The organism is Streptomyces sp. NPDC087420, from assembly GCF_044744165.1.
Taxonomy (GTDB): Bacteria; Actinomycetota; Actinomycetes; order Streptomycetales; family Streptomycetaceae; genus Streptomyces.
Genome location: NZ_JBIUXU010000004.1, coordinates 532,542 through 553,597, shown reverse-complemented (window position 1 = coordinate 553,597; position 21,056 = coordinate 532,542). Strand labels below are relative to the sequence as shown.

Sequence of the window (21,056 nt, the reverse complement as noted above, 5' to 3'; positions counted from 1 at the left end):
CCACTCGCTACGACAAGACCCGTGAGTCCTACCAAGCCGCCCTCACCATCGCCTCGATACTGCTCTGGATCTGACCTTTGAAGACGACCCCTAGGGCCGTCCTGTTTGACCAGCCCGGTAGGCCAGCCCTGTTGCCCGGCCCCCTTGCTCAGCCCGCGCGCAGTTCCGTCAGCACCGCCTCGGTGAACGGCGGCCACGCCTCGATCGCCCAGGGGCCGAAGTCCCGGTCGGACAGGGCGACACAGGCGGCTCCCGCGTCCGGGTCGACCCACAGGAACGTACCGGACTGGCCGAAGTGCCCGAACGTGCGCGGCGAGGACGAAGCGCCCGTCCAGTGCGGGGACTTGGAGTCGCGGATCTCGAAGCCGAGGCCCCAGTCGTTGTTCTTCTGCCGCCCGTAGCCGGGCAGGATGCCGCCCAGCCCGGGGTGGACGACGGTCATGGCCTCCAGCACCGTGCGCGGGTCCAGCAGGCGGGGCGTCTGGAGTTCGGCGGCGAAGCGCGTCAGGTCGTCCACCGTCGAGACGGCGGCCCTGGCCGGGGAGCCGTCCAGTGTGGTGGAGGTCATACCGAGCGGTTCGAAGACCGCCTGGCGCACATACTCCCCGAAGGGGATCTCGGTGGCCTTGGCGACATGGTCGCCCAGCGCCTCGAAGCCCGCGTTCGAGTAGATCCGGCGGGTGCCGGGCGGGGCCGTCACGCGGTTCTCGTCGGCGGCCAGTCCGCTGGAGTGCGCGAGCAGGTGCCGGACGGTGGAGCCCTCGGGACCGGCCGGCTCGTCGAGTTCGACCGCCCCTTCCTCGTACGCCACGAGCACGGCGTACGCGGCCAGCGGCTTGGTCACGGAGGCCAGGGGGAAGCGGTGCGAGGTGGGACCGCGCGACCCCGTGACGGTGCCGTCCGCCCGCACGACGGCGGCGGCCGCGGTCGGCACGGGCCAGTTGTCGATCAACGCCAGACTCTGCATGGAACGAGCGTAGAGGCCTGGAGAGTCAGCCTCATGGCGGGGTCGGGGGTACGGACGAAGCCCAGCGAGGCGTACAGCGGTTCGCCGTCGCGGGACGCGCGCAGGTCGATCTTCCGGACCCCGCGCGTACGGAACCAGTCGAGCAGCGCCTCCATGCAGGCCCGCGAGAAGCCGCGGCGGCGCAGGTCGGGGTCGGTGGCGACGCTGAACACATAGCCACTGGCGCCGGACGGGTCGGCGGGGCCGCCGAGGCGGTACTCGATGACACCGACGGCCGTCGCCGCGAGCGCGCCGGGGGTGTCCGGCCGGTCCACGACAAAAGCGGCCAGATCACCCGCAGGGTCCGCGAGTCTCCGCCGGAGCGTCTCCACCACGGCGGCCTGCCAGCCGACGTCCGTACTGGGCCCGACGTGGGAGTCGAGCATCACCTTGCGGAGCCGGACGAGTTCCTCTGCGTCGGCGGGGGTGGCGGGTCGTGCGAGGGTCATACGGAAGACGCTAGCCGCACCCGCCGGGAATCTCGTCGCATTATTCACTTGCTTGGAGTGCACTCGAAGGTTCTAGCGTGTGGGGCATGACGCTGATGGAGAGTAGCCCCGCCGTGACGGAACCTGTCGACGTCTGCGCGGCGCCTCCGCGCCCCCACCCGTGTCCCGACGGCAAGGACCGCTACACGATCAGCCAGGTCGCCGCCTTCACCGGACTGACCGCGCACACCCTGCGCTGGTACGAGCGGATCGGGCTGATGCCGCACGTCGACCGGTCGAACACCGGGCAGCGCCGGTTCACCAACCAGGACCTCGACTGGCTGGAGTTCGTCACCAAGCTGCGGCTGACCGGCATGCCCGTCGCGGACATGGTGCGGTACGCGGAGCTGATCCGGGTAGGCGAGGAGACGTTCGAACAGCGGCAGGAACTGCTGGAGCGGACCCGGCGCGACGTGATCCACCGGATCAGCGAGCTCCAGGACACCGTCGCCGTGCTCGACCACAAGATCAGCTTCTACGCGGGTGCCCGTCGGGCGCCGGAAAGGGTCTGAAGACCCATGAGCGACAGCACGGCCACACCCTTGACCCAGGTACGACTCGGCACCACGGGCCCCGAGGTGGGCGCCCAGGGATTCGGCTGCATGGGGCTGAGCGAGACCTACGGGCCCACCACGGACGTGGTGGAGGCGCGGGCGACCCTGGAGCGCGCGCTGGAGCTGGGCGTGACGCTGTTCGACACGGCGGACGTCTACGGGGACGGGGAGAACGAGAAGTTCATCGCCCCCTTCGTCCAGGCGCACCGCGACGAGATCGTGCTCGCCACCAAGTTCGGGCTCGGGGTCTCCCCGGCGGACGCGGCCCGGCGGACCATCCGCAACGACCGGGCGTACCTGCGCGCGTGTGTCGAGGGCAGTCTGACGCGGCTGGGCGTCGACGTGATCGACCTCTACTACATGCACCGGCGTGACGTGAGCGTCCCCATCGAGGAGACCGCGGGGGCCATGGCCGAACTGGTCGCCGAGGGCAAGGTCAAGCACCTCGGGCTGAGCGAGGTCACCGCCGGTGAGCTGCGCGCCGCGCAGGCCGTGCACCCGATCGCGGCGGTGCAGTCGGAGTGGTCGCTGTTCAGCCGCGACATCGAGGAGCGGATCGTGCCGGCCGCCGTCGAACTGGGCGTCGCGCTCGTGCCGTACTCCCCGCTCGGCCGCGGCTTCCTGACCGGTTCGTTCGTCAACGCCGAGCAGGAGTTGGGCGAGGACGACTTCCGCCGCAGGCAGCCGCGCTTCAACGGGCCGAACGCCCGCGCGAACGCCGCGCTGCTGGAGCCCGTACGCAAGATCGCCGAGGGCCGGAACGCGACGCTCGGACAGGTCGCGCTGGCCTGGGCGCAGCAGCGCTCGGCGATCCATGGCCTGAGCGTCGTCCCGATACCCGGGACGCGCAGCCGCGCCCGGGTCGAGGAGAACACCGCCGCCACACGGCTGGTCCTGACCGACAGCGAGCTGGACCTCCTGGAGCCGATCGCGGGCCGGGTGGCGGGCGGCAGGTCCGCGGACCTGACGTTCGTCTCGGCGGGCCGCGAGTAGCCGCGGGCGCCGGCCGGAGGGGTGCGTACGCCGGTACGGCCGTCGCGCCGGTCAGCGGCCTCGCGCCCGCGCGTGCGATCGGTACGGCCGTCGCGCCCGCGCGTGCGTACGCTTCCGTACCGGCCCCGGCCCCGGCCTCCCGGTCCACCCGGCCGCGAGGCCGGCCTGTCACAGCTCCGCCAGCAACTCCGCCTTCTTCGCGCTGAACTCGTCGTCCGTCACCAGGCCCGCCTGGTGCAGCTCCCCGAGGTGGCGGATCCGTTCCGCCACGTCCGCCGGGTCGCTGCGCGCCGCCGCCACCGCGTGGACCGGGATCCGCGGCGGCCCGGGCGCCGCCCCCGCGCCCCGTACCGCGTGCAGGACCGCCGCCGCGAACGGCAGCGACTCGTGCACCGGGCCGTAGCCGAGGCCGAAGACCACGGCCGCCGGGTCGTGGTCGGCCTGGGCCGGCTGCGGTGCGTGCGGCAGGTCCGCGCCCTGGCCGTCGCGCGGCAGCAGCCGCAGATAGCCGTCGAAGACCTCGGGGGAGCGCCACTCGACCCCGTGCAGGTCCCTGACCGCGAAACTCTGGTCGCCGGCCTTCCACTTGGCGGAGGACGCGCCCGTCCACGACCAGCGGAAGGACACCTGCTCGCCGTCGAAGACGGCCTTGCCGTCGAACGCCTTGAAGGTCCTGGGCCGTTCCGGCGGGTTCACCAGGAACCGCTCGGCGGGCTCCAGGCGCTCCGGCCCGTCCCCCCGGTCCGCCAGCGCCGCCCGCAGTTCGTCCGCGTAGTACTCCGCGAGCGTCTCCCGCTCGGCCGGCAGCACCAGCCGGTACGGATCGCTGCTCCCCCTGAGCTGGCCGGCCGCCGCCTCCATCAGGGGATCGGCGCCCGGTCTGGGGACGGCGTGCAGCACGACCGTCCCGCGCTTGCCGGGGGAGAGCGTCACCGAGGACAACGCCGCGTGCGGGACGCGGCGTTCACCGAGGGCCTGGAAGAGCTTCGGCGCGCGTATCCCCCGTTCGAAGCGGACGAGCACGGAATCGGTCTCGAACTCCCAGGTGGCATGAATTCCGCCCAGCACATCACCCATACGGCACATCGTAGGCGCCGCGCGCCGCCGCGTCGCCTGCCACAGCCGGGGGAGTTCTACGCGCGTCCGATCCCGTCCGCCCGGAGGAGGTCGCTCCGGCAGTCGGAGTCCGTGTGGGCGCACCGCACCGCGCGGTACGACCCGACCCCGATGTCGGCGAAGTTGTCGAGGCTGTCCGTGCCCGGCACGAAGTACCCGCTGTGCCCGACCGCGCCGTCCGCCGACAGGATCCGCGCCCCGAAGTGCCCGCTCACCGGGTCCGCGCCGTGCCCCAGCCCGCCGACCGCCAGGTACGGCACGTCCTGGATCCAGTCGTCGCGGTCCCGCATGGCCCACACCCGGGCGGTGGTGTGCAGTTGGGCGGCGTTGCCGACCCGCATCCCGGGGCTGCCGGCGACCGCCACGTCCGTGACCCGCGCCGGCAGGTCGTCGGCGGCGACCCCGCACACGACGGAGCCGTAACTGTGGCAGAAGAGGGAGACCCGCGACCGGCCGGGCAGCGCCCGGACGAGCGCGGTGAGCCGTACGCCGCCGGCCTCCGCGAGCTTCCCGATGGCCGCGTCCATGCCGAGACCTGCCGGCGAGGTGTAGTCGGCCCAGGCGATGACCGCGGTACGGGCGGCGGGATCCGCCTGTCGCTCGGCCGTGTACAGCGCTCCCGCCATCCCGGCCGGCGCCGAGTACTTGCGTTCGGTCCGTTCGAAGGTCAGTACGTTCGTGTCGACGCCCGGCACCACGATCGAGACCCGCTCGGCGTGGTCCAGATCGCCGAACACCTCGGCCACGCGGCCCTTGCCCGACGGGTCGAAGGCGAGCATCCGCCGGTCCGGGTGCAGCATCGACGTGTAGCGGTTCATCGTGCGCCCCGCCTGCCTGCGGCCGTCGGGCGACAGCCGCACGTCGTGCGTACGGCGCCGCTCGACCTCACGCGCCTGACGGAGCGCCAGCCGGTTGGCCCGGTAACGCAGCGTCACCGGAGCGCCGTTGAGGTTGCCCACGACCAGGGGGTACCTGCGGACGAGCGTGGTCTGCTGAGCGGCCGTCAGCGACGTGAAGAAGGCCGCGATCAGCTTCGGCGCGGTGTCCGTGTCGGGGAGGTCCCGTGCTCCTATACGGCCCCGCTCCCACGCGGAGACGGCGATCTCCAGGGGCTCGCTGGGGCCGCGGTGATGACGTACCGCGGTCCACCCGGTGGTGGCCAGGAGGACGAAGACAACGGCGAGCGCGAGAAGCATGCGCCAGGCGCTGAGCGGAGGATCAGTTTCGAAGGAAGTCACTAACTACCAGCCTAGGACGCGCGTAGGTGCCCTCGTGGCGAGGGTGAGGCACATCACGCGCAACGAAGGAATGAACCGACGGTAACGTCACCATGGGTACGCGCGGCGCGTACGCTCCGGCGCGCGACACGCGTACAAGTCACCGAAGATGACGCCCCGTGAGGTCGAATCGGCCCTAGGGCGTGTCCGCGACCGGCCGCCGCCAGTCCTCCGCGAGCGCGGGACCCAGATGGTCCAGGTACGCCTCCGACAGCGCGCCCAGCGCCTCGACGCTCGTGTCCTGGCCCTGACCCCAGAGCCGGCCCGTCACCCGCATGACGCCGGTGAACGCGGCGACGGCCACCCGGGGCCGGGGGTCGGCGTCCACGTCCAGCCCCTCGCGGTCCGCGACGAGGCGCGCGATCTCCTCGTCCAACTCGGCCGAACGGCGCAGGTGCACGGCGAGCAGCGCGGGCGTCGACTCGATCAGCTGGTAGGTGCGCATGTGCAGTTCGACGGGGACGACGGCCTCGATGGCCTCGCTGACGCCCTGCCAGGCGGAGGTGACGGCCCGGCGCATCGCCTCGAACGGCCCCTCGGCGGCGGGTCGTACACGCAGCGCCTCGACGAACCGTCCCTCCACCATCCGTACGACGGAGAAGACGACCTCCTCCTTGCCGGCGAAGTAGCGGAAGAAGGTGCGCTGGGAGACCTCGACGGCGTCCGTGATCTCGTCGACCGTGGTCTGTTCGTACCCCTGTGTGGTGAAGAGTTCCAGTGCCACGCGCAACAGCGCGTCGCGGGTGCGCTGTTTCTTGCGGGCGCGCAGCCCGACCGGATGCCCGGTCACCGTTTCATGCACCACCGATTGGTCCTCGTTCCACCGCTTCACACCGCTTTGACCTGCTCAGTGTATCTGTGAGCTACGTGACAGTTACCGACTTGTGAAATGGTTTGTCAACTGTCAGCGGCTGACACTAGCGTGCTCGGTATGACTAGTCAGACCACCGTCGACACAGCGCCGCAGACCCCGGAACCCCCGGCATCGACGCCCGCCAAAGGGCTGCGCGGGCACCCCTGGTTGACTCTTTTCTCGGTGGCCATCGGCGTGATGATGGTGGCGCTCGACGGCACCATCGTGGCGATAGCCAACCCGGCCATCCAGAAGGACCTCGGCGCGAGCTTCGCGGACGTCCAATGGATCACCAACGGCTACTTCCTCGCCCTCGCCGTGGCCCTGATCACGGCCGGCAAGCTCGGTGACCGCTTCGGCCACCGCCAGACCTTCCTCATCGGCGTCACCGGCTTCGCCGCCGCCTCGGGGGCCATCGGCCTCTCCCACAGCATCGCGCTCGTGGTCGTCTTCCGGGTGCTCCAGGGCCTCTTCGGGGCGCTGTTGATGCCCGCCGCGCTGGGCCTCCTGCGCGCGACCTTCCCCGCCGAGAAGCTGAACATGGCCATCGGCATCTGGGGCATGGTCATCGGCGCCTCCACCGCCGGCGGTCCGATCATCGGCGGGCTGCTCGTCGAGAACGTCAGCTGGCAGTCGGTCTTCTTCATCAACGTGCCGGTGGGCATCGTGGCCCTGGGGATCGGCATCGTGATCCTCAAGGACCACCGCGCCGAGAACGCGCCGAAGTCCTTCGACGTCCTCGGCATCCTGCTGCTCTCCACCGCCATGTTCTGCCTGGTCTGGGCGATCATCCAGGCCCCGACCTGGGGTTGGGGCTCGGGCCTGACCTGGCTCTTCATCATCGGCTCCCTCGTGGCCTTCGGGCTCTTCGCCTTCTGGGAGACCAAGGTCAAGGAACCGCTCATCCCGCTGGGCCTGTTCCGCTCCGTACCGCTCTCCGCCGGTGTGGTGCTGATGGCGCTGATGGCCATCGCCTTCCTCGGCGGCCTGTTCTTCGTGACCTTCTACCTCCAGAACGTGCACGGCATGAGCCCGGTCGACGCCGGCCTGCACCTCCTGCCGCTCACCGGCATGATGATCGTCGCCTCGCCGCTCGCCGGGGTGGTCATCACCAAGGTGGGCCCCCGGATCCCGCTCGCCGCCGGCATGATCTTCACCACCGTCGCCATGTTCGGCATGTCGACGCTGGGGACAGGCACCAGCAGCTTTGTCATGTCGATCTGGTTCGCCCTGCTCGGCATGGGTCTCGCGCCGGTCATGGTGGGCGCCACGGAGGTCATCGTGGGCAACGCCCCGATGGAGCTGTCCGGTGTCGCCGGCGGTCTCCAGCAGGCCTCCATGCAGATCGGCGGCAGCCTCGGTACGGCCGTGCTCGGCGCGGTCATGGCCTCCAAGGTCTCCAACGACCTGCCCGGCAACTGGACCGACGCGGGCCTGCCGCCGCTCACCCCGGACCAGGCGGACAAGGCGGCCGAGGCCGTCCAGGTCGGCGTGCCCCCGGTGGCGCCCGGCACCCCCGCCGAGATCGCCGCGAAGATCACCTCCGTCGCGCACGACACCTTCATGTCCGGCATGGGGCTGGCCTGCCTGGTCGCCGCCGGTGTCGGCGCCGTGGCGGTCTTCGTCGCGCTGCTGACGAAGCGGGGCGTCAACGCGGACGCCGCCGACGCGGGGGTGCACATCTGATGTCAGCCTCCGGCTGACCCGACGTCAATTCCGCTCCCCACACGGCCCCGCCGGAACCTTCCGGCGGGGCCGTCGCCTATCCGGGTGGTGCGTCCGGTGACCCCTTCCCCGGCGGGTCCCGCGCAGGTCAGGGTACGGATGACCGGCAAGAACTCGTACGACGACGGGGGATGATCCGCATGCGCGGAACCAGCACAATCACACGCACCTTCGCCCTGGGGGCGCTGCTCGCCACCACCCTGCTGCCGGCCGGCAGCGCCACCGCCGCGCCACCGCGCCTGGGGACGTGCGCGGCGGGCGAGTTGTGCCTCTGGGGGAAGGACGACTTCACCGGCTCCCGGTGGATCCACGAGCTGTCAGGACTCGACATCGACAGCTGCGTGCCGCTCCCGGCGGGAGCCACGGCCGCCTCGCTGGCCAACCGCACCGGACGGCCCGTGACCACCTACCAGTCCGCGGAGTGCGCGGAGACGGGGGAGTTCGAGACGTACCCGGGAGGCGGCACCTGGGTGCCGCGCTCGCCGTACCGCGTCCGGGCGTTCAAGGTCTGGGAGACCTGACGGGAACGCATGTTTGAGTCGCTGAGCGGGGGTACCCGGGACCTGAAGGCACGGGAACACCCCCCGAGCCCCCGCTCACGCGGCTGAGACACGTCGCGGACCGGGCAGGACGGTACACGTCCTCAATCGCCGGACGGCCCATCAAGCCCGTCCGGCGATTGAGGACAACCGTGACCTCGGGCCACCGTCACCGTCTGGAAGGCCACCGCACCCGCCCGGCGAGGGCTACGCGTCGCCGCCCGCGGGCCCCGGGTCCGCTGCCGCCGTGTCCAGCAGCTGATAGTGGTCCACGGCCTGCTTGAGCACCGAGCGGTCCACCTTGCCCTCCCGCGCCAGCTCCGTGAGGACCCCGAGCACGATCGACTGCGCGTCGATGTGGAAGAAGCGACGGGCCGCGCCCCGCGTGTCCGCGAAGCCGAACCCGTCCGCGCCCAGCGACTGGTACGTACCGGGCACCCAGCGCGAGATCTGGTCCGGCACGGACCGCATCCAGTCGGACACCGCCACGAACGGACCCTGCGAGCTGGACAGCTTCCGCGTCACGTACGGGACGCGCTGTTCCTCCTCCGGGTGCAGCAGGTTGTGCCGCTCCACGTCGACCGCCTCGCGGCGCAGCTCGTTCCACGACGTCGCGGACCAGACGTCGGCCCGTACGTTCCACTCCTCGGCGAGCAGCCGCTGGGCCTCCACGGCCCACGGCACGGCCACGCCCGACGCCAGGATCTGCGCCGGGATGTCACCCTGCTCGCCCCGCTTGAAGCGGTGGATGCCCTTGAGGATGCCCTCGACGTCCACGTCGGCCGACTCGGCGGGGTGCTGGATCGGCTCGTTGTAGACCGTGAGGTAGTAGAAGACGTCCTGGCTCTCGCCCTCCACGGCCGGGCCGTACATCCGGCGCAGGCCGTCCTTGACGATGTGCGCGATCTCGAAGCCGTACGCGGGGTCGTACGCGACACACGCCGGGTTCGTCGAGGCCAGCAGGTGGGAGTGCCCGTCCGCGTGCTGGAGACCCTCACCGGTCAGTGTCGTACGGCCGGCGGTCGCACCCAGCACAAAACCGCGCGCGAGCTGGTCGGCCATCTGCCAGAACTGGTCACCGGTGCGCTGGAAACCGAACATCGAGTAGAAGACGTAGACCGGGATCAGCGGTTCGCCGTGCGTGGCGTACGCCGAGCCCGCCGCGATCAGGGAGGCCGTACAGCCCGCCTCCGAGATGCCGTCGTGCAGCATCTGACCGGTCGGCGACTCCTTGTACGCGAGCAGCAGCTCGCGGTCCACGGACTCGTACTGCTGGCCCAGCGGGTTGTAGATCTTCGCGCTCGGGAAGAACGAGTCCATCCCGAACGTGCGGTACTCGTCGGGGGCGATCAGCACGAACCGCCTGCCGATCTCCTTGTCCCGCATCAGGTCCTTGAGCAGCCGTACGAACGCCATCGTCGTCGCGATCGACTGGTGCCCGGAGCCCTTGCGCACCGCCGCGTAGGTCTTGTCCTCGGGCAGCACCAGCGGCTTCGCCCGGACGACCCGCGTGGGCACGTACCCGCCCAGCGCCTTGCGCCGGTCGTGCATGTACTGGATCTCTTCCGAGTCCTTGCCGGGGTGGTAGTACGGCGGCGCGCCGCCCTCCAGCTCCTTGTCCGGGATCGGCAGGTGCAGCCGGTCCCGGAAGCCCTTGAGGTCGGCCGTCGTGAGCTTCTTCATCTGGTGGGTCGCGTTGCGGCCCTCGAAGTTCGGCCCCAGCGTCCAGCCCTTGACGGTCTGCGCCAGGATCACCGTCGGCTGGCCCTTGTGGGCCTTGGCCGCGGCGTAGGCGGCGTACACCTTCTTGTGGTCGTGGCCGCCGCGCCCCAGGTGCAGGATCTGCTCGTCGGTCATGTTCTCGACCATGGCGCGCAGCCGCTGGTCGTCACCGAAGAAGTGGTCGCGGATGTACGCGCCGGTCTCGGTCGCGTACGTCTGGAACTGACCGTCCGGCGTGGTGTTCAGCCGGTTGACCAGCACGCCGTCGCGGTCCTGCGCGAGCAACGGGTCCCAGGAGCGGTCCCAGACCAGCTTGACGACGTTCCAGCCGGCGCCCCGGAACTGCGACTCCAGCTCCTGGATGATCTTGCCGTTGCCGCGCACCGGGCCGTCGAGCCGCTGGAGGTTGCAGTTCACGACGAACGTCAGGTTGTCCAGGCCCTCGCGGGCGGCGATGGACAGCTGGCCCAGCGACTCGGGCTCGTCCATCTCGCCGTCGCCCAGATACGCCCAGACGTGCGAGGCGGAGGTGTCGGCGATGCCGCGCGCCTCCATGTAGCGGTTCATCCGGGCCTGGAAGATCGCCCCGAGCGGGCCGAGGCCCATCGAGACGGTCGGGAACTCCCAGAAGTCCGGCATCAGCCGCGGGTGCGGGTAGCTGGACAGCCCGTACGGCGCCTTCGACTTCTCCTGGCGGAACGCGTCGAGCTGCGCCTCGCTCAGCCGGTCGAGCAGGAAGGCGCGGGCGTAGATGCCGGGGGAGGCGTGGCCCTGGAAGAAGATCTGGTCGCCGCCGTCGCCGTCGTCCTTGCCCCGGAAGAAGTGGTTGAAGCCCACGTCGTAGAGGGAGGCCGAGGAGGCGAACGTGGCGATGTGGCCGCCGACGCCGATCCCCGGGCGCTGCGCGCGCGAGACCATCACGGCCGCGTTCCAGCGCGTCGCGTTGAGGACCTTGCGCTCGATCTCCTCGTTGCCGGGGAAGAACGGCTCGTCCTTGGTGGCGATGGTGTTGACGTAGTCCGTGCTGCGCATCTCCGGCACAGCCACCCGCTTCTCGCGGGCCCGCTCGATCAGCCGGAGCATCAGGTAACGGGCGCGCTCGCGCCCGCGCTCGTCGACGGCGGCGTCGAGCGAGTCGAGCCACTCCTGGGTCTCTTCGGGGTCATAGTCCGGGACCTGGCTGGGAAGGCCGCCAATGATGATCGGGCTGCGATCGGATCCGGAAGCCACGCTGTTCCTTCACTGTTCGGTCGAGGCGTGCCGCTGCACGGGGTCGATCCATCGTGTACCGCGGCGGCGGAAACGTCATCTCTACTGCGGGGTAACCCCGTCTCTACTGTGGGGTAACCCGTCAAAACGCAAGCTTACGCCCGCCCCGTCCCCGTGTTCTGTTCGATGAGCGGGACCCGAATGGCGTACCGATCCGGCATAACATTGCAAAGAAGGACGAAAAGTGTGGCGAGCTTCACAGAGGGCGGTGTCGAAGTGACAGGAGATGCGACGAAGGGGCCCGGAACGTCACCGTTTCGGCGGTCTCGACCTCCGGGTACTTGCGCGATCCGCCCCGCCCGTGTGGACTACGGCCAATGCCCCGCGTACGCGCGCGGCTGACGCATTTCCCAAAACATGATCAGGAGGCAATCCGTGAGCGCGACCGCGGACCACGCGGAGGAACGGACCAACCTTGCCGCAAGGCTGGGGTTCGAACCCGGACAGGTGGTCCAGGAGATCGGCTACGACGACGACGTCGAGCAGGAGCTCCGCGAGTCCATCGAGGCACTCATCGGCCAGGACCTCGTCGACGAGGACTACGACGATGTGGCGGATGCCGTCCTGCTCTGGTTCCGTGACGAGGACGGCGACCTTACGGACGCGCTGGTGGACGCCATCGGTCTGATCGAGGACGGCGGTGCGGTCTGGCTGATGACGCCGAAGACCGGCCGTGATGGCTATGTCGAGCCGAGCGACATCAACGAGGCCGGCCAGACAGCGGGCCTGTCCCAGACCCGGAGCGTGAGCGCCGGCAAGGACTGGACAGGCAGCAGGCTCGTCACGCCCAAGGCGGCGAAGTCCAAGCGCTGACACTCCGAGCGCCGCATCCGAGCGCGCAAGCCGCAGCAGTCAGCAGCCTTCGAGGCAGCTCTGAGGGCCCCCGCCGACCCCGGTCGGCGGGGGCCCCGTGCGCAGGCGGTACGGGGCCCGTACAGCACTTTCCAGGGCCGCGTTGACCCCCCTGCCCCCCCCTGACCACCCCTGAAGGGAAACCGCGTCTCCATGGCCGTCGAGGTGGGCGACACCGCCCCGGATTTCGCGCTGCGGGACCAGCACGGGCGGACGGTACGGCTGTCCGACCTGCGCGGGCACGGGCACGGGCGCGGGGACCACGACGACGCCGTGAACGTGGTGCTGGTCTTCTACCCCTTCGCCTTCACCAGCGTCTGCACGGACGAGATGCGGGCCCTGCGCGACGGGCTGCCCGCGCTCGTCGCCGACGACACCGTCCTGCTCGCCGTCTCGAACGACTCCATCCACACCCTGCGCGTCTTCGCGGACCAGGAGGGGCTGGAATTCCCGCTGCTCTCGGACTTCTGGCCGCACGGCGCGGCCTCGCGGGCGTACGGCGTCTTCGACGAGGAAAAGGGGTGCGCCGTGCGCGGGACGTTCATCATGGACAAGGAGGGCGTGGTGCGCTGGAAGATCGTCAACGGTCTGCCGGACGCCAGGGACCTCGAGCAGTACGTCCAGGCACTCGACGCCCTCTGAATCCGTCCGGACGATCCGTCCGGTGAATCGGTCAGGACCCCGGGAAATCGCACAGCCGCCGGGAACCGGTCACTAGGATCCAGTCGTTGATCCGATGCCAACGCTCCAGGGGGCGCGCGGCCCGCGGCGTGAGTCGCCGACCATGGTTGCCGGCCCCGAGAACACATAGGGAGGACTCGTGGGAGTCAGCCTCAGCAAGGGCGGAAACGTCTCGCTGACCAAGGCCGCGCCCAACCTGACCGCGGTCACCGTGGGTCTGGGCTGGGACGTCCGTACGACCACCGGCGGTGACTTCGACCTCGACGCCAGCGCGCTGCTGACGAACGCCGAGGGCAAGGTCGCCACCGACGGCAATTTTGTCTTCTTCAACAACCTCAAGAGCCCGGACGGCTCCGTCGAGCACACCGGTGACAACCTCACCGGCGAGGGCGAGGGCGACGACGAGGCGATCAAGGTCAACCTGGCCTCCGTCCCCGCCGACGTCGACAAGATCGTCTTCCCTGTCTCGATCTACGAGGCCGAGAGCCGCCAGCAGTCCTTCGGCCAGGTGCGCAACGCGTTCATCCGCGTCGTGAACCAGGCCGACAACAGCGAGCTGGCGCGGTACGACCTGAGCGAGGACGCCTCGACGGAGACCGCGATGGTCTTCGGCGAGCTGTACCGCAACGGCGCGGAGTGGAAGTTCCGCGCCATCGGCCAGGGCTACGCCTCGGGGCTGCGCGGCATCGCGCAGGACTTCGGCGTCAACGTCTGAGCGACACGTGTCGGCACGACGCGTCTGAGCAGACATGCGGGTCAGGGAGGGACGCCCCGAAAGGGAGCCCTCCCTGACCCGTGCTCGGCGTGCCTGTCCCTGCCGAGCCGCCACTTCGGATCAGTCGAGACGGTGCTCCCAGTTCAGAACTGGTGCTCCCTCGATCCAATAGTGATGTGATGTCTGCGTGACGCGGAGCCGGACAGAGTCGATCTCGGGGCGACCCGCGGCCTCCCAGGCGACGAGCGTCTCCTCGATCCTGTCCCAGAGGAGCACCGGGCCGCCTTGTCGGACTATCCACCCGTCACCCTGGACGATGAACTCCGCGAAGGACTCCAGATCGGGGTCGAAGACGTAGAGCAGGCGGGTCCCGTCGCCCCGGGCGGCGCGGACGAGATGTGCGCCGGGCGCGGCGAGCTGTGCGAGGAACGCGGGCATCCAGTCGTCCAGCAAGGCAGGGGACACCTTGGTCTCCCGCTCGTCATCGACGTAGGCGGTCCGGGCGGACAGGTCGCCGGCCACCGGCACGACGGCTTGGGACCGCGCCTGCATGAACGAGGAGCGGCCGATGATCCGGCCCTCGGCATTGCCGTCGTTGTCCACGGTCACCTTGGCCAGGCCGGTCCCGTAGGGCCAGGAGCCCACAGTGCCCAGGATGACGCCCCCGGGCTTGGTCTGGCGGACCCAGCTGTGCGGGATGCGCCGAACGGCACAGGTGGCGATCACACGGTCGTAGGGTGCGTTTCGGGGGTGTCCCAGGAGACCGTCGCCCGTGACGGTCCAGGCCGAGAATCCGAGCGTCTCCAGCGCGGTGTCCGCGCGGTCCGCCACTTCCGGATCGACCTCGACCGTGGTCACGTTCTCCGCGCCGAGGCAGTGGCACATCAGAGCAGAGGAGTATCCCGTGCCGGTGCCGATCTCCAGCACGCGGTTTCCCGCGTCCAAGCCGAGGCTCTCGATCATGCTGACCACCGTGGCCGGGGTGGTGGACGAAGAGGTGGGTACCCCCGCAACGGGCTCAGCGGTCCGGTCGGCGGTCAGATGTCCGTCCAGTTGAGTGGTCAGGGTGTCGTAGCTGTACGCGATCTTGAGCCACTCGGCCGGATCGGTTCCGGTCGCCGTGACGGGCCGCCAGACAGCGCCCTCATCAAGGAACACCCCGGGGTGAAGGAACAGTTCGCGCGGCACGGCTTCGACGGCCTCGCGCAGCGGCGGGGACGTGAGGACGCCGTTCTCCGCCAGCAGCGCGGCGAGTCGGCGGCGCTCGCGCGCGGAGTCAGTCATGTTTCTCCCTGTGTGAGCAGGTCGGCGAACGCGGAGGACATCGGGAGGCCGGTCTCCCTTTCGAGCCACCCCCACTGGCCGTTCGGATTCAGCTCTAACCACCAGTGGTTTCCCGCCCGATCCACGGCGAGGTCGAAGCTCCCCGATACCAGGCCGAGGAACTCCAGGTAACGATGCAGCCCCTTCGTCAGCTGGTCGGGGAGGTACTCGACGGTGTAGGTGAGAGCGCCGTAATCCTTGCGCCAGTCCAGCAGATCGGATTCGATCCGTACGGCGAACGTGTGTCGGCCGACGATCAGCACACGGAGGTCGGCGACCTTGTCCCACGCGGGACTGGAACAAGTGCGGGGTGACACGAACGCTTTCGTCGATCTCGTCGGCCGTCACCGGATCAGCCCATCCGGTAACCGGCACGCCATCCCGTGTGTACGGGGTCCAGCGCAAGGTCTTGAAGATCACGTCGCGCTGGTCGCTGATGAACTCGCGAGCCTCGGCCGGGTCATTGGTGACGAGGGTAGGGGGGACGTCGAGACCGAGCCGCTGTGCGAGAGCGAGCTGAGCGGGCTTGTAGTCGGCGGCAGAGATACGCAGGGGGTGGTTGACCCAGAGCGGACAGTCCATTCCATAGAGGGCGCCCCCGAGTCCGAAGCGAACCTGCGCTGCCGCGAACCTCGCGTCGTCCGGTACCAGGTGAGGGAAGGCGGGCCACTCGGGGCGGCGCCAGTACACCGCCCGGACGCGACTCAGGTCAGCGGTTCGCGACGGGGTCCGCACCTGCCCGGCCATGGAGGCCGAGCGGGCACCGAACCGAGCCGAGACCGTCAGACCGGGGCCGATGTCCGCCGGATTGAATCTGACCACGGGCACATCCCGCCGGTTGAGTTCGGTGATCACCATGTCGGCGGTGAGGTCGTCCGCCTCTGTGGCCACCAGGACCGGCCTCTCCTCGGTCACGTCGTCAGTCCTGCTCGGAGTCCTGGTCCTGCCCCTGATCGTTCTTGGAGTCCGAGTTCGTGGTGGTCGAGGTCTCGGTGCCCTTGCTGGTGCCGTGCGCACCTATTTCGACGACCCGGCCGGCGCGGTCGCGGAACACCCCGAGCTGCGTGCCGGGGTCGATGGCGACCGAGGCGTGTGGACGCCGGCTGGTGGTCGGGTACGGCGCGAGGCGCCCGGCACCCCACGGTGCGGTGGTGGGCTGTTCGATGGCGGTTGTCACTGTGTCTCCTCAAAAGCGGAGTGGATGTCGGACTGGAACGTATGGGCGGACGAGGCGTGGAGGCCTTGGTTGGATCCGTCGAAACCACCGTGAAGTTGCCGCGAGTGAAGTAGGACTGACTGTGAGTACGGGTTGGACGGATGAGTGCACGGGGGAGCCTCATGATCGGCAGGTCGCCGGCGAGCCGAAGCGCCCCCACGGGGGCTGTCGCAGGGTTCGTCTTCCGTCTCGCACGTGAGAGCATTCCGCGCACCCAGGCTCAGCTGGCGGAGGAGCTGACAGCAGACCTCGCCACAGTGCAGGGGTGGGAGTCCGGGCGTCGCCCGCTGGCCAACGTGAAGGCCGGCACTCTCTCAGACCTCCGGCGCCGTCTGGCCGCCCTGGGTGCGGCCGCCTCTGTCCTTCGACTGCTCGACGCCGCGATGGACGCCGACCGGCTCATCGGCATGGCTCTCGACCCCTCGGGCCCTGTGCGCGAGCACCCGCTAGCCGGGTGGGTGCACACCCGGGACACCGCCCACATGATTGCCTGGGCTGTGAACGGCACGACACCGCCCGCCTTGGCGAACTGTCCGGTTCCGCCCCGCCGGGGCCCCATGGCCAAAGCTCCCCTCCTCGGCTCGCAGGAGCGCGACGCCTTCTTCGCCCACCTCTGGGAAACGGCCGAGTCCGCCGGCGGCTCGGGAGAGGGCGGCGCCCTGCTCCACCGTCAGACGCTCTACCTCACCTCGTACGACCGGAGTCCGGAGGCGTCGGCATGGCGGGCCCAAGCCCTTCACGCCCGCCGAGATGTCCTCGCGGTCCGAGGATGGACGCCGCGCTGGGCCGAGGCCCGCTCGACCACGACAGCTCTCGCACGTCTCGGAGACCCGCAGCCCCTGCTCGACTTCATCGAACGCTCGATGGCCGATGACGACACCGCCGAGACCGCGAACCTCAACTACTGGGCGTATTGGCTGGGCGTCTCGCCCCTGCCACAGGCGAACGACGGCTTCATGCGGAGCCGGGAACTCGCGGGGTGGGAGCCTCCGTCACTCCTGCGCTCGTTGGTCGAGGGTCTCCATCAGGCACCCGGTTACGTCGACCTGTACGTCCACTCCCTCTGGGCGCTCGTCACGGCGCACAGGTGGCTTCCTCTCGTCTCGCCCGACCTGGCCGTCCGGCTTTGCGAGCGGACAGGGGCACTGCTCGACGGCTGCCGGATCTCACCGCGTTCAAGGCGGGAACTCAGTGAGGTGCACTACGTTCTACGCGACCACCGCACGTGAAAATGGAGGCGCACGACATGGCGGAAGACACGGATCAGGCGAAGGGCACCGCAGGATTCCTGTTCGAGATGGGCATGCTGAAGCGGGCCAAACGGTCCGGGTGGTGGATCGCCGGCGTCAAGGACCCGGAGACCATCGCCGAGCACTCCTTCCGTGTCGGTCTCATCGGTTCGGTCCTCGCCATGATGGAAGGCGCCGACCCGGCGAAGACGGCGCTGCTCGGTCTCTGGCACGACACGCAGGAGACTCGCGTCAGTGACATCCCTCATGTCGGCCGCCGCTATCTGGACGCGACATCGAACGAGAAGGTGACCGCGGACCAGGTGTCGGCGGCGCACCCGGCGGTGCGAGCGGGTGCTCAGCGGATCGTCGAGGAGTACGAGACGGGCGACTCCCTGGAAGTCATCTGTGCGCACGACGCGGACAAGCTCGAATGCCTCATCCAGGCGGTCGAGTATCGCGAGCAGGGCTGCGCGAACGTCCAGGGGTGGATCGACAGCAGCCTTGAGAAGCTCAAGACCGCCTCGGCTCAGGCGCTTGCCGAGGCCGCCTTGAACATGACCTCGGTGGAATGGCAGAAGACGTACCTGTCCTGACCGGCAGCGAGCCGCCGACAAGAAGCACCCCGGACGGTGCTCGTCCGGATGTTCACGGGTACCGTACGGGCCCGAACGGCATGAACAGGGCGGGAACGGGCATGACGTCAGGCGCGTCATGCCAGGCAGTACCGCGTCACACCACCTCGGGGAGGACTCACCATCATGGGCGTCACGCTCGCCAAGGGAGGCAATGTCTCCCTCTCCAAGGCCGCACCCGACCTCACCCAGGTGCTGGTCGGTCTCGGCTGGGACGCGCGCTCCACCACCGGAGCGCCCTTCGACCTGGACGCCAGCGCACTCCTCTGCCAGTCGGGCCGGGTGCTGGGCGACGAATGGTTCATCTTCTACAACAACCTGACGAGCCCGGACGGCTCCGTCGAACACACCGGCGACAACCTGACCGGTGAGGGTGACGGCGACGACGAATCGCTGCTGGTCGATCTCTCCAAGGTGCCGGCCCACTGCGACAAGATCGTTTTCCCGGTGTCGATCCATGACGCCGACAATCGCGGCCAGACTTTCGGTCAGGTGAGCAATGCCTTCATCCGGGTGGCCAACCAGGCGGACGGGCAGGAACTCGCACGGTACGACCTCAGCGAGGACGCCTCCACCGAAACGGCGATGATCTTCGGTGAGCTCTACCGGTACGGCGGGGAATGGAAGTTCCGGGCGGTAGGACAGGGGTACGCGTCCGGTCTGCGGGGCATCGCTCTAGACTTCGGGGTCAACGTTTCGTAAAGCAGAGCTCTGCGCGGGGGAAAACCTCGTTAAACCAGATGGGGTAGCCAGTGATCCTGAAAACCTTTGGCTGGTCGTTCGCCATCACGGCGGTCGGCCTGGCCTTCGCGGCCTGGCAGTGGGGGTGGGAGGCCTTCGGGATCGTACTGATCCTGTCGATCCTCGAAATCTCCCTGTCGTTCGACAACGCGGTCGTCAATGCCGGGATCCTGAAGAAGATGAATGCCTTCTGGCAGAAGATCTTCCTCACCGTGGGCATCCTCATCGCGGTGTTCGGCATGCGGCTGGTGTTCCCCGTCGTCATCGTCGCCATCAGCGCCAAGGTCGGTCCCATCGACGCGGTCCAGCTCGCGCTCGACGACCCCGACCGCTACAAGGACCTCGTCACCGACGCCCACCCGGGGATCGCCTCCTTCGGCGGCATGTTCCTGTTGATGATCTTCCTCGACTTCATCTTCGAGGACCGGGACATCAAGTGGCTCGCCTGGCTGGAGCGCCCGCTGGCCAAGCTCGGCAAGGTCGACATGCTGTCCGTCTGTGTCGCGCTGATCGCCCTGCTCGGCACCGCGCTGACCTTCGCCACCCACGCCCACACCAGCACCGGAACGCAGGACAAGTCGGCGACCGTCCTGCTCGCCGGGGTCGCCGGCCTGATCACCTACCTCGTCGTCGGCGGACTCTCCTCGTTCTTCGAGAACCGCCTGGAGGAGCAGGAGGAGCACGAGCAGGAAGAGGAGGAGAAGGCCCGGGCCGAGGGCAAGGAGATCTCCGCGATCGGCCTGGCCGGAAAGGCCGCGTTCTTCCTCTTCCTCTACCTCGAAGTCCTCGACGCCTCCTTCTCGTTCGACGGAGTCATCGGCGCCTTCGCCATCACCAACCAGATCTTCTGGATGGCGCTCGGCCTCGGCATCGGCGCGATGTACGTCCGGTCGCTCACCGTCTACCTGGTCCGCCAGGGCACCCTGGACGACTACGTCTACCTGGAGCACGGCGCGCACTACGCGATCGGTGCGCTCTCCGTGATCCTGCTGGTCACCATCCAGCACTCGATCAACGAAGTGATCACCGGACTTGTCGGAATTGTTCTGATCGCCGCCTCCTTCTGGTCATCTGTGCGCCGTAACAGGGCACTGGCGGCCGCGGGCGGTGACGAGGACCGCAAGGATCCGGACGAGGACAAAACCGCGGTCAGCGTCTGATCCGTACCTGATCCGTACCCGACCCGCGCGGGACCCGTGCTCCGGTGAGCCCGTGGTGAGCCCGCGCCCGCCGGGTGTGACAGGGCGGGGAGCGAGGGAACGCTCCGGACGGGGCGGCCGAGAGGCGGAAGCCTTGCGGCCGCCCCGTTGTTCGGTGGGGTGCCGGTGAGTCGACGACGAAGTTTGGGGTGGGACATGGCGTTCTGGGACAACCTCTGGCAGGGGGGACGCGCTTCGCAGTTCGATTCGGGGAGTTCGCACACCAACTCCATCGAACTGACCAAGCGCCGCCCCTCGGTCTCGCTCTCCAAGCAGGGCGCGGCGGCGGGCAATCTGCGGGTGAACCTCTCCTGGCGGATGCGTACGTCCGACATCGGCGGCCGCTCCAAGCAGAGCGGACAGCTGCTGCGCCACCCCCTGAAGTTCTTCCAGCCCGAGGTGGTGCAGGCGCACACCCAGGGGTTCGTCAACGTGGACCTCGACCTGGGCTGCATGTACGAACTGGCCGACGGCAGCAAGGGCGTGGTCCAGCCGCTGGGCGGCTTCTTCGGGGACCTGAACGCGGCGCCGTACATCAAGCTCAGCGGCGACGACCGGTTCGGCGGCTCCTCGGGCGAGACGATCTTCATCAACCTCGACCACCGCGAGGAGATCAAGCGGCTCCTGGTCTTCGTCTACATCTATGACCAGACGCCGGCCTTCGACCGTACGCACGCCACGATCACGCTCTACCCGAGCAACGGCCCCCGCGTCGAGATCGAACTGGACGAGCACGCGCCGCAGGCCCGCTCCTGCGCGGTCTTCTCACTGGAGACCGTCAAGGGCGAGCTGATCGTGCGGCGCGAGGTGAAGTTCGTCTACGGCTTCCAGGCGGAGCTGGACCGGCTGTACGGCTGGGGGCTGCAATGGGGACGCGGCTACAAGACGAAGACCTGAGGATGGCCCTCGTACGGAGCCCCCGG

General features: G+C 69.2%; 20 protein-coding genes and 1 pseudogene. 12 read left to right on the top strand and 9 right to left on the bottom strand.

The window, feature by feature from the left end; all coding sequences use genetic code 11:
* Positions 1 to 148: 148 nt before the first annotated feature.
* Positions 149 to 967 carry a serine hydrolase domain-containing protein gene (locus tag ACIO1C_RS10980; protein WP_401860964.1) on the bottom strand — a complete coding sequence of 273 codons (819 nt, stop codon included), beginning with the start codon at positions 965 to 967 and terminating at the stop codon, positions 149 to 151.
* On the bottom strand, positions 949 to 1,455 hold the full coding sequence (locus ACIO1C_RS10975) for a GNAT family N-acetyltransferase (protein WP_401860962.1): 507 nt from the start codon (positions 1,453 to 1,455) through the stop codon (positions 949 to 951). Before ACIO1C_RS10975 ends, ACIO1C_RS10980 begins: the two co-directional genes overlap by 19 nt.
* An 86-nt stretch (positions 1,456 to 1,541) precedes the next feature.
* On the opposite strand from ACIO1C_RS10975, the gene ACIO1C_RS10970 reads away from it, so the two are divergent.
* Entirely contained in the window at positions 1,542 to 2,006 is a 465-nt protein-coding gene (locus ACIO1C_RS10970; protein WP_401860959.1) for a MerR family transcriptional regulator, read from the top strand.
* A 6-nt stretch (positions 2,007 to 2,012) separates the two neighbouring features.
* Positions 2,013 to 3,041, top strand: coding sequence for an aldo/keto reductase (locus ACIO1C_RS10965; protein ID WP_401860956.1), 1,029 nt, complete (start codon positions 2,013 to 2,015; stop codon positions 3,039 to 3,041).
* A gap of 168 nt (positions 3,042 to 3,209) precedes the next feature.
* On the opposite strand, the gene ACIO1C_RS10960 is transcribed toward ACIO1C_RS10965, so the two are convergent.
* From ACIO1C_RS10960 to ACIO1C_RS10950, 3 genes are all read right to left on the bottom strand, one after another.
* Complete coding sequence (locus ACIO1C_RS10960; RefSeq protein ID WP_401860953.1) at positions 3,210 to 4,118, bottom strand: DUF4429 domain-containing protein; 909 nt, start codon at positions 4,116 to 4,118, stop codon at positions 3,210 to 3,212.
* A gap of 56 nt (positions 4,119 to 4,174) precedes the next feature.
* A complete protein-coding gene (locus ACIO1C_RS10955) occupies positions 4,175 to 5,395 on the bottom strand; it encodes an alpha/beta hydrolase (protein WP_401860951.1) in 1,221 nt (406 codons plus the stop codon).
* A 175-nt stretch (positions 5,396 to 5,570) separates the two neighbouring features.
* Complete coding sequence (locus tag ACIO1C_RS10950; RefSeq protein ID WP_401860948.1) at positions 5,571 to 6,239, bottom strand: TetR/AcrR family transcriptional regulator; 669 nt, start codon at positions 6,237 to 6,239, stop codon at positions 5,571 to 5,573.
* Between the two features lie 126 nt (positions 6,240 to 6,365).
* Between ACIO1C_RS10950 and ACIO1C_RS10945 the strand changes: the two genes are divergently transcribed.
* Both ACIO1C_RS10945 and ACIO1C_RS10940 read left to right on the top strand, forming a co-directional pair.
* Positions 6,366 to 7,973 carry an MFS transporter gene (locus ACIO1C_RS10945; protein ID WP_401860947.1) on the top strand — a complete coding sequence of 536 codons (1,608 nt, stop codon included), beginning with the start codon at positions 6,366 to 6,368 and terminating at the stop codon, positions 7,971 to 7,973.
* A gap of 179 nt (positions 7,974 to 8,152) precedes the next feature.
* On the top strand, positions 8,153 to 8,533 hold the full coding sequence (locus ACIO1C_RS10940) for a peptidase inhibitor family I36 protein (RefSeq protein ID WP_401860944.1): 381 nt from the start codon (positions 8,153 to 8,155) through the stop codon (positions 8,531 to 8,533).
* Positions 8,534 to 8,758: 225 nt separating this feature from the next.
* On the opposite strand, the gene aceE is transcribed toward ACIO1C_RS10940, so the two are convergent.
* On the bottom strand, positions 8,759 to 11,503 hold the full coding sequence (gene aceE / locus ACIO1C_RS10935; RefSeq protein WP_401860941.1) for a pyruvate dehydrogenase (acetyl-transferring), homodimeric type: 2,745 nt from the start codon (positions 11,501 to 11,503) through the stop codon (positions 8,759 to 8,761).
* Positions 11,504 to 11,917: 414 nt separating this feature from the next.
* Between aceE and ACIO1C_RS10930 the strand changes: the two genes are divergently transcribed.
* The 3 genes from ACIO1C_RS10930 (at position 11,918) to ACIO1C_RS10920 (ending at position 13,790) form a co-directional block, all read left to right on the top strand.
* On the top strand, positions 11,918 to 12,355 hold the full coding sequence (locus tag ACIO1C_RS10930) for a DUF3052 domain-containing protein (RefSeq protein ID WP_161310881.1): 438 nt from the start codon (positions 11,918 to 11,920) through the stop codon (positions 12,353 to 12,355).
* Between the two features lie 192 nt (positions 12,356 to 12,547).
* Positions 12,548 to 13,036 carry a peroxiredoxin gene (locus ACIO1C_RS10925; protein ID WP_401860939.1) on the top strand — a complete coding sequence of 163 codons (489 nt, stop codon included), beginning with the start codon at positions 12,548 to 12,550 and terminating at the stop codon, positions 13,034 to 13,036.
* A 178-nt stretch (positions 13,037 to 13,214) separates the two neighbouring features.
* On the top strand, positions 13,215 to 13,790 hold the full coding sequence (locus tag ACIO1C_RS10920) for a TerD family protein (protein WP_401860937.1): 576 nt from the start codon (positions 13,215 to 13,217) through the stop codon (positions 13,788 to 13,790).
* Between the two features lie 120 nt (positions 13,791 to 13,910).
* Here the strand turns inward: ACIO1C_RS10920 and tgmC are convergent, their stop codons facing one another.
* The 3 genes and pseudogenes from tgmC to tgmA form a co-directional block, all read right to left on the bottom strand.
* Entirely contained in the window at positions 13,911 to 15,074 is a 1,164-nt protein-coding gene (tgmC, locus tag ACIO1C_RS10915; protein WP_401860935.1) for an ATP-grasp peptide maturase system methyltransferase, read from the bottom strand.
* Positions 15,071 to 16,028: pseudogene (tgmB, locus tag ACIO1C_RS10910) on the bottom strand (ATP-grasp ribosomal peptide maturase). The gene tgmC and the pseudogene tgmB overlap by 4 nt, the downstream one beginning before the upstream one ends.
* A 4-nt stretch (positions 16,029 to 16,032) precedes the next feature.
* Positions 16,033 to 16,290, bottom strand: a complete 258-nt coding sequence (gene tgmA, locus ACIO1C_RS10905) for a putative ATP-grasp-modified RiPP (protein ID WP_401860932.1) — start codon at positions 16,288 to 16,290, stop codon at positions 16,033 to 16,035.
* A gap of 596 nt (positions 16,291 to 16,886) precedes the next feature.
* Between tgmA and ACIO1C_RS10900 the strand changes: the two genes are divergently transcribed.
* From ACIO1C_RS10900 to ACIO1C_RS10880, 5 genes are all read left to right on the top strand, one after another.
* On the top strand, positions 16,887 to 17,558 hold the full coding sequence (locus ACIO1C_RS10900) for a transcriptional regulator (protein ID WP_401860931.1): 672 nt from the start codon (positions 16,887 to 16,889) through the stop codon (positions 17,556 to 17,558).
* Between the two features lie 17 nt (positions 17,559 to 17,575).
* Entirely contained in the window at positions 17,576 to 18,154 is a 579-nt protein-coding gene (locus ACIO1C_RS10895; RefSeq protein WP_401860928.1) for an HD family hydrolase, read from the top strand.
* A 165-nt stretch (positions 18,155 to 18,319) separates the two neighbouring features.
* Positions 18,320 to 18,895 carry a TerD family protein gene (locus ACIO1C_RS10890; RefSeq protein WP_161310873.1) on the top strand — a complete coding sequence of 192 codons (576 nt, stop codon included), beginning with the start codon at positions 18,320 to 18,322 and terminating at the stop codon, positions 18,893 to 18,895.
* A gap of 50 nt (positions 18,896 to 18,945) precedes the next feature.
* On the top strand, positions 18,946 to 20,094 hold the full coding sequence (locus ACIO1C_RS10885; RefSeq protein WP_401860925.1) for a DUF475 domain-containing protein: 1,149 nt from the start codon (positions 18,946 to 18,948) through the stop codon (positions 20,092 to 20,094).
* A gap of 195 nt (positions 20,095 to 20,289) precedes the next feature.
* Entirely contained in the window at positions 20,290 to 21,030 is a 741-nt protein-coding gene (locus ACIO1C_RS10880) for a Tellurium resistance (RefSeq protein ID WP_356422577.1), read from the top strand.
* Positions 21,031 to 21,056 lie beyond the last annotated feature (26 nt).